This is a genomic window from Siphonobacter sp., assembly GCF_048595215.1.
In the GTDB taxonomy this organism is placed as follows: Bacteria; Bacteroidota; Bacteroidia; order Cytophagales; family Spirosomataceae; genus Siphonobacter.
In genome coordinates this window covers 1-7,611 of sequence record NZ_JBMDWJ010000366.1, presented here as the reverse complement: position 1 = coordinate 7,611, position 7,611 = coordinate 1, and the positions used below count along the sequence as shown (strand labels likewise).

Below are 7,611 nucleotides of genomic sequence, written 5' to 3'. Positions count from 1 at the left end.
TATCATCGAAGAATGCGAGAACAGTTTGCGTCGTCTGCGTACCGACTACATCGACCTGTACCAAATTCACTGGCCTGACATCACTACGCCGATTGATGAGACCATGGAAGCCTTGCAAACGCTACTCCAGCAAGGAAAAATCCGGGCGGCGGGGGTTTGTAACTACTCGCTGGACCAAATGAAAGAAGCCAATCAAACGCTTAAGCTGGCTTCCAATCAGGTACCCTATAGTATGGTAGAGCGGACGATTGAAAAAGACGTTGTTCCGTACGCCATCGAAACGCAGACGGCCATTATCGCGTATAGTCCTTTGCAACGGGGTATTCTGACGGGAAAAATTAAGCCCGGTCATGTCTTTGCCGAAGGGGATCACCGCCCCACTACGAAGTTCTATAAGCCAGAAAATATTGAACGAATCAACGCTTTTCTGGATAAAATTCGTCCGATAGCCGATGAAAAACAGGCGACATTGTCGCAATTAGTCATTCGCTGGACCATTGATCAGCCCGGTATCACCGTAGCTCTGGTCGGAGCCCGGAACGCTGAACAGGCCATTCAGAATGCTCGGGCCGCTCAGATTCAGCTTTCGAGCGAAGAAATGAATCAAATTAATGCGTCGCTTTCCGAGCTGGTACTCGCTGAATAATCAATTACTTAACTAGTATTCGTGGCCAAGGAGGGGTTTGTAGAGGTCTACAAGCCCCTCCTTTTTTTGTGTAACTGAACCGCTAAATCCCTTCTCTAGAATCTTTCTAATATCCACTCAAATCTTGCTCTCCTACAAAATTAATGCGTTTTAACCGGCTGAATCATTGCAACGGTTTGCCGAAAACCACTATTTTTGCCTCAGTACTATTCAAAGGGTGTTTATAAAAATTTCATTTTAAACGTCTTCCTTTGGATCATAAGCCTATTTGATACCCTAACCCTACGATGCGTTGCAGGTCACCTTGCTGCAACAAACGATCGTACTCACCCAATTAGCGAAAGCATGATCCCCGAAGTTGTTCAGACCATACCGCTTCAGTACTACATTTATCTTGCTACAGCCCTTTTTGTGATTGGAATTGTGGGGGTACTGACCCGCCGAAATGCCATCATCATTTTTATGTCCGTAGAATTGATGCTAAATGCCGTCAACCTGTTGTTGATCGCCTTTTCGGTCTACCGCTCGGACCCCAACGGTCAGGTGTTTGTATTCTTCATTATGGCCGTTGCGGCCGCTGAAGTAGCCATCGGCCTGGCCCTGATTGTCATGATTTACCGAAACGTTCGGTCCCTTGACATTGGCTTGCTCAATAAACTGAAGTGGTAATTTTCTAATCATCGCCTTAATCGATGATGTATTCTTTATTCCCAGCCAACGGCTAACAGTCCTTATGAATCTAGCCCTGCTTATTCCTCTACTGCCTTTTCTCGGTTTTCTAATTAACGGATTAGGATTCCGGCGAATTCCTAAGTCTCTGGTTGGTATCATCGGCACCGGAGCCGTAGTGGCTTCCTTTGCTTTGGTACTTAGTCTTTTCCTGAATTTTTCGGGTGAAGCTCAGCACATACCGCTGTACGACTGGATTACGGTCGGTCCGCTGCATATTTCCTTCAGCTTTCAGATCGATCAGCTTTCCCTGATTATGATGCTGATTATTACGGGAATTGGTTCGCTCATTCACCTGTACAGCATCGGCTATATGCACCACGATGAAGGCTTTGGTAAGTTCTTCGCCTTTCTCAACCTGTTCGTCTTCTTCATGCTCCTGCTGGTCATGGGCTCGAATTATCTAGTCATGTTTATTGGCTGGGAAGGCGTTGGTCTCTGTTCGTACCTACTCATTGGCTTCTGGAATCAAAATCCTTCGTACGGCTACGCAGCCCGCAAAGCGTTTGTCATGAACCGAATCGGCGATTTAGGCTTTCTGATTGGTATTTTCCTGATTCTGAATCAATTCGAAAGTCTGGAGTTTGCGAGCGTATTCCCGGCGGCGGCTCAGCTAAGCGTAGGCGATCAAGGTATTTTCTGGATTACGCTCTGTCTGTTCATCGGAGCGATGGGAAAATCCGCTCAGATTCCCCTCTATACTTGGCTCCCCGACGCCATGGCGGGTCCGACACCCGTATCGGCCCTGATCCACGCCGCGACGATGGTAACGGCGGGTATTTATATGATTGTTCGCTCGAATGTCCTGTATACGCTGGCTCCGGACACCCTGCACCTCGTCGCCTGGATTGCCCTGATTACGGCTCTGCTGGCGGCTTCGATTGGTCTGTTCCAAAACGATATTAAGAAGGTACTTGCTTACTCTACGGTATCGCAGTTAGGCTATATGTTCCTGGGCTTGGGCGTTGGAGCGTATACTTCCGGCTTCTTCCACGTCATGACGCACGCGTTCTTTAAAGCATTGCTTTTCTTAGGAGCGGGTTCGGTTATTCACGCCATGAGCAACGAACAGGACATCCGGTACATGGGTGGCTTACGCAAGAAGTTACCGATTACGTTCCTGACGTTTTTGCTCGGTACCATTGCGATTTCAGGAATTCCACCGTTCGCGGGCTTTTTCTCCAAAGATGAAATTCTGGCTCACGTCTTCGAACACAGTCCGCTGATGTGGGGACTGGCCGTAATCGGTTCGATGATGACGGCATTTTACATGTTCCGTCTGCTTTTCCTGACCTTTTTCGGCGAATTTCGGGGTACGCACGAACAGGAACATCACCTGCACGAGTCGCCTTTTTCGATGACGTTGCCTCTGATCGTATTGGCGATATTATCCGTACTAGGAGGTTTTCTGAACGTGCCCGCCATACTGGGCGGTTCGGCGAAACTATCGGCGTATCTGGATCCCATCTTCGCTTATTCCAAACAGGTAAATCCTGAGGCCTTCGCCGAGACGCACCTCGACCATTCGACGGAATTCATGCTTATGGGTGTATCCGTGGCCGGAGCCGCCCTGGCGATCATCGTTGCGTTTGTGATGTATGTCAGCCGGAAATCAGTACCTGCTCCGGATGCTGAAATAACGGGTTTACCCAAGCTGGTGTATCACAAATACTACATCGACGAGCTGTACGATTCGCTGTTTGTTAAACCGATCCAGGCTCTTTCCCGCGTATTCTATAACGTGACAGATCGACTCCTGATTGATCGTTTCGGCGTAGAAGGACTGGGCAATTTCGTTCGCGGCCTATCGAATGAGTTCCGGTTGCTGCAAACCGGTACTACTTCGTTTTACGTGTTCATTATGGTTATGGGCATTGCCGCCATACTCATGTACAGCCTGCGTACGCTCATTTTTGGTAACTAAGACTCATCGGATCTATGCTCACCCTTGTTCTCATACTCATTCCGCTACTCGTTGCTCTGGTATTACTGGCCCTGCGGGGCGGTGCTGTCAAACGGGTAGCCCTGATTGCCTCCCTAGCCGAACTGGCTCTGGCCGTTTATGTGCTAAGCACTTTTCAACCCGATACGACGAGTCAATTTTCGTTAAGTTATCACTGGATTAAATCCGCGGGCGTACAGTTTGCCATCGGTATCGATGGCATTAGTATCTTACTGGTTTTGCTAAGTACACTGCTGGTACCGCTGATTATTCTATCGACGTTCAATCATAGCTATCGTAATCCTTCTTCTTTCTACGCTTTGATTCTGTTTATGCAATCGGCGTTGGTAGGGGTATTCGTGGCAAAGGATGCGTTTTTGTTCTACTTCTTTTTCGAAGCAGCCCTGATTCCGATTTACTTTATTGCGGCTCTGTGGGGCGGTGAAAACCGGATTAAGGTAACCTTCAAGTTCTTTATATACACCATTTTCGGTTCGCTGTTCATGTTGTTGGGTTTGGTGTATCTGTACCTGCAAACGCCCGGCACGCACAGCTCTCTGCTAACGGCTTTTTACGGATTAAACCTGTCGGCTTCGCAACAAGGTTTTCTCTTCTGGGCCTTATTCATTGGATTTGCCATTAAAATGCCCATTTTCCCCTTCCACACCTGGCAACCCGATACGTACGTGGAGTCGCCTACGCCCGCAACGATGCTGCTGGCAGGAATCATGCTGAAGATGGGAACCTACGGACTTATCCGTATCGTACTGCCGATCGTACCCGAAGGCGTACAGCAATGGGGAATCGTTGCCATTGTACTAGCCGTGATTGGTATTGTGTACGGTTCAATCATTGCGATCCAGCAACAGGATATGAAGCGGCTGGTGGCGTACTCGTCGTTTGCTCACGTCGGCCTGATGGCGGCGGGTATTTTCTCCCTGACGCTCGACGGCTTACAGGGTTCGCTTATTCAGATGCTGGCCCACGGTATTAATGTGGTCGGTCTGTTTTTTATTGTTGAGATCATTTTCAGTCGAACGCAATCCCGCGATCTGGCTCAACTCGGCGGTATTACGCAGAATTCACCCGTACTCAGTGTTTTCTTTATCATCCTGGTACTAGGTAGCGTAGCTCTACCCCTCACGAATGGTTTTATCGGTGAGTTTTTGTTACTGAAAGGCGTCTTTACCTACAATACCTGGCTGGGCGTTATTGCCGGTACGACGATTATTCTGGGAGCAGTCTACATGCTTCGGATGGTGCAGAAATCCATGTTTGGTCTCCAAACTACCGTTACTGAACAGTTTACTGATTTAAATCTCAACGAAATTCTGGTGCTGGCTCCGCTGGCGGTGTTTGTCTTCTGGATCGGCCTGTTCCCGAACGGATTCCTGAAACTTACCGAACCTGCCGTAGCTGAATTGCTGCGAGCCATGAAATGATCTTTCCACCCGTGACCTTTCCAGCGTTATGCTATCCATTATTTCTCTCTCTATTTTTGGCATTCTGAACCTCTTCTTAGGGTTCCTGAAATCCCGACAGGTACTCCTGCCCGCTACGTTGTTTTTTTTACTGGTAGCTCTGGTACTGAACTCGCTCGACTGGAATGATCAGGCTCTGTATTTCAGCGACATGTTACGGGTCAATAACCTCTTTGTTAACTTCTCGGCCATTGTTCTGGTTACCTCACTTTTTGTGGTCAGCCTCTCCCGCAGCTTTGGGGGCGATGATGAGCACACCCACCCGGCGGAGTACTACGCCATTCTACTTTTTTCAGTAGCTGGGGCTTTGATGATGATTGGTTTTGAAAACCTGATCATGCTTTTTGTGGGCGTGGAAGTGTTGTCAGTAGCCATGTACGTATTGACGGGTACGGATAAACGTAATCTGCGTTCGAACGAAGCCGCTTTGAAGTATTTCCTGATGGGTTCGTTCGCCACGGGTATTTTACTATTTGGCGTAGCCATGATTTACGGAGCTACGGGTTCTTTCAAACTGGGCGGTATTGCTACCTATGTGGAAGTTGCTATCCGCTACGGTTCGGTTTCTCCCCTACTGTATGTGGGCTTGCTGTTACTCTTTATCGGCATGCTTTTTAAAGTTTCGGCGGCTCCCTTCCACTTCTGGACGCCCGACGTATACGAAGGAGCTCCTACGATTTTCACGGCTTTCATGTCTACCGTAGTGAAAACGGCTGGCTTTGCCGCTCTGTACAAACTGGCCTCGGTAGCTTTTGGAGGAGCTTACGGCTTCTGGGCTCAGACGCTAGCCATTATTACGGTACTGACCTTGCTCGTGGGCAATATTACCGCGGCGTACCAGACCAGTTTCAAACGCATGATGGGCTATTCGAGCATTTCGCACGCGGGCTATTTACTGCTGGGTGTGGTAGCGAACGTTTCGGCTTCCCCATCGGCTATTCTGTTTTATTCACTGGCGTACTCCCTGGCTACTGTTTCCGCCTTTGGGGTACTGATGGTGGTTTCGGAGAAAAAACTCTACGATGGGGGTGCCGACGAACGCTACGAAGCCTTCAATGGCTTGGCTAAAACCAATCCTCTATTGGCTTTTGTCATGACGATTTCAATGCTTTCGCTCGCCGGAATTCCATTAACAGCCGGTTTTTGGGGGAAATTTTTCATCTTCTCGGCGGCAGTCCAAGCGAATCTTACTTCCCTGTTAGTCATTGCTGTACTGATGTCCTGCGTAGGTATTTACTATTACTTCCGGGTAATTATTTCGATGTATTTAAAACCTAGTGACAATAATCCGGTTATCGTTAGCAACGGATTTAAATTAACTTTGCTCCTCACTACAGCATTAACACTCCTTTTGGGTGTTTTTCCTGATCTGGTGAAGAACATATTCTAGGTTTTACAACACATTCAACCCTTGAAGCAGACCCTTCAGCAACCTTTGGAGACGAAGAAATCCAAGCTACTCAACACGCGTGATTTAATTGCCTACTTTCTTGTAGCCGGTACAGGAGCCGCCGTTCAAATTATTGCCGGCGGTTTTTTTCGGGAGTACATGAGCTATTATGCTTCTGTATCGCTAGGCTACATTGTTTCTTTTATCGTTGGTTTTGTTCTAACGAAACTTTTTGCCTTTGATGCCAAGAGTTCTGGACAGACCCGTCGCGAGATGGTTAAGTTTGGCATGGTGGCCGTTCTTTCCTTCTTTATTACCCTTGGAGGCTCGAGTCTGGCTTTGTACGTTTTCAACGTCATCCATCCCGAACCTTTCTTCTATGAATTCCCGCTGTCCTTTTTACCGGAGAAAGCCCGCAATATTAATGTCAAGGAATTTGGTGGTCTACTCGTGGGTATGGGAATGAGTTTTACGAGTAACTACATCATGCACAAAACCTTTACGTTCAAATCAACGGGTTTTTACGATCGAATAAAGGATTATCTCAAAGGCATTCCCGAATAGGATTCATTCTACTCCTTTCGACCAAACCTTAAGATTCATTAGAGGGAATCTTAAGGTTTTTTTTATCTTGAAATAGTATTTTATCCAAAAAATATAGGATTTATTAGGACAAAAGTAAGAAATTGGGCAAAAAACTTAAAAAAACCTTAAAGCAATGCTTGTTTTATTGAAAATCTAAGCCCAACTTTGTCACGGCAATAAACCCTAAAATCATCACAAAAATGAAAAAATTGTTCGCCCTGTTCCTCCTAGGCACAATGGTTTCTTTGGCAGCTTGCCAAGAAAAGAAAGCTGAATCTACTGAAACTGCTGATTCTGCTGCTGTAACGGTTGATACGACGACTGCAGTTGACACGGCAATGACGGCTGATACGGCTGCTGCTGATACTACGAAATAATTCGTTGGTAGGAACCAAGCCAAAGCCTTGCCTTACGGTAAGGCTTTGTCGTTTTTTGTAGGATGGAGTCGCTCTTACATCAACATTTGCCTTCGGATACGGTTGCCTACTGTTTGAGTCTCTGGCAACAACATCCTTTTCATTTCCAGATTACCCGCCCTCGCCGCAGTAAATTCGGCGACTACGCCTACTGCTCCCTTAAAGGCCATCGGATTTCCATCAACGGAAACATGAACCGTTACGCCTTCCTCATCACGTATTTGCACGAAGTAGCCCATCACCGGGTCTGTATCCGGTTCGGTACGGGCGTTGCTCCGCACGGACGTTCCTGGAAAAAAATGTTTCGGGAATTATTACAGCCTGTTCTAACCGAACACGTGTTCCCTGCGGATATTTTACTTCCCTTGCTTGATTACGCCCGTGACCCCAAAGCGGCTCCGGCTTCGCACCAGCCCCTGTAT

Annotated in this window: 7 protein-coding genes and 1 pseudogene; all 8 read left to right on the top strand. The window is 47.5% G+C overall.

Annotation, left to right across the window (positions count from 1 at the left end):
- Positions 1-646, top strand: a 646-nt coding sequence (locus ACOJTG_RS22550) for an aldo/keto reductase (RefSeq protein ID WP_420155869.1), incomplete at its 5' end; no start/stop codon positions are given.
- A 345-nt stretch (positions 647-991) separates the two neighbouring features.
- Positions 992-1,315, top strand: coding sequence for an NADH-quinone oxidoreductase subunit NuoK (gene nuoK / locus ACOJTG_RS22545; protein WP_104713055.1), 324 nt, complete (start codon positions 992-994; stop codon positions 1,313-1,315).
- 64 nt (positions 1,316-1,379) lie between these two features.
- A complete protein-coding gene (gene nuoL, locus ACOJTG_RS22540; protein ID WP_420155868.1) occupies positions 1,380-3,299 on the top strand; it encodes an NADH-quinone oxidoreductase subunit L in 1,920 nt (639 codons plus the stop codon).
- Between the two features lie 14 nt (positions 3,300-3,313).
- Positions 3,314-4,759: a complex I subunit 4 family protein gene (locus tag ACOJTG_RS22535; RefSeq protein ID WP_420155867.1), complete on the top strand. Its 1,446-nt coding sequence runs from the start codon at positions 3,314-3,316 to the stop codon at positions 4,757-4,759.
- 28 nt (positions 4,760-4,787) lie between these two features.
- Positions 4,788-6,188 (top strand): NADH-quinone oxidoreductase subunit N, encoded by a 1,401-nt coding sequence (locus ACOJTG_RS22530; protein WP_420155866.1) that lies wholly within the window; start codon positions 4,788-4,790, stop codon positions 6,186-6,188.
- A 21-nt stretch (positions 6,189-6,209) separates the two neighbouring features.
- Positions 6,210-6,752: a GtrA family protein gene (locus ACOJTG_RS22525; protein ID WP_420155865.1), complete on the top strand. Its 543-nt coding sequence runs from the start codon at positions 6,210-6,212 to the stop codon at positions 6,750-6,752.
- A gap of 221 nt (positions 6,753-6,973) precedes the next feature.
- Positions 6,974-7,150 (top strand): hypothetical protein, encoded by a 177-nt coding sequence (locus ACOJTG_RS22520; RefSeq protein WP_165796020.1) that lies wholly within the window; start codon positions 6,974-6,976, stop codon positions 7,148-7,150.
- A 62-nt stretch (positions 7,151-7,212) separates the two neighbouring features.
- A pseudogene (locus ACOJTG_RS22515) lies at positions 7,213-7,611 on the top strand (transcription elongation protein SprT); the annotation flags it as partial.

Excerpts from the sequence above, each read along its gene's own strand:
- nuoL (WP_420155868.1), top strand. The coding sequence starts at position 1,380 with ATGAATCTAGCCCTGCTTATTCCTCTACTGCCTTTTCTCGGTTTTCTA.
- ACOJTG_RS22535 (WP_420155867.1), top strand. The coding sequence starts at position 3,314 with ATGCTCACCCTTGTTCTCATACTCATTCCGCTACTCGTTGCTCTGGTA.
- ACOJTG_RS22520 (WP_165796020.1), top strand. The coding sequence starts at position 6,974 with ATGAAAAAATTGTTCGCCCTGTTCCTCCTAGGCACAATGGTTTCTTTG.
- nuoK (WP_104713055.1), top strand. The coding sequence starts at position 992 with ATGATCCCCGAAGTTGTTCAGACCATACCGCTTCAGTACTACATTTAT.
- ACOJTG_RS22530 (WP_420155866.1), top strand. The coding sequence starts at position 4,788 with ATGCTATCCATTATTTCTCTCTCTATTTTTGGCATTCTGAACCTCTTC.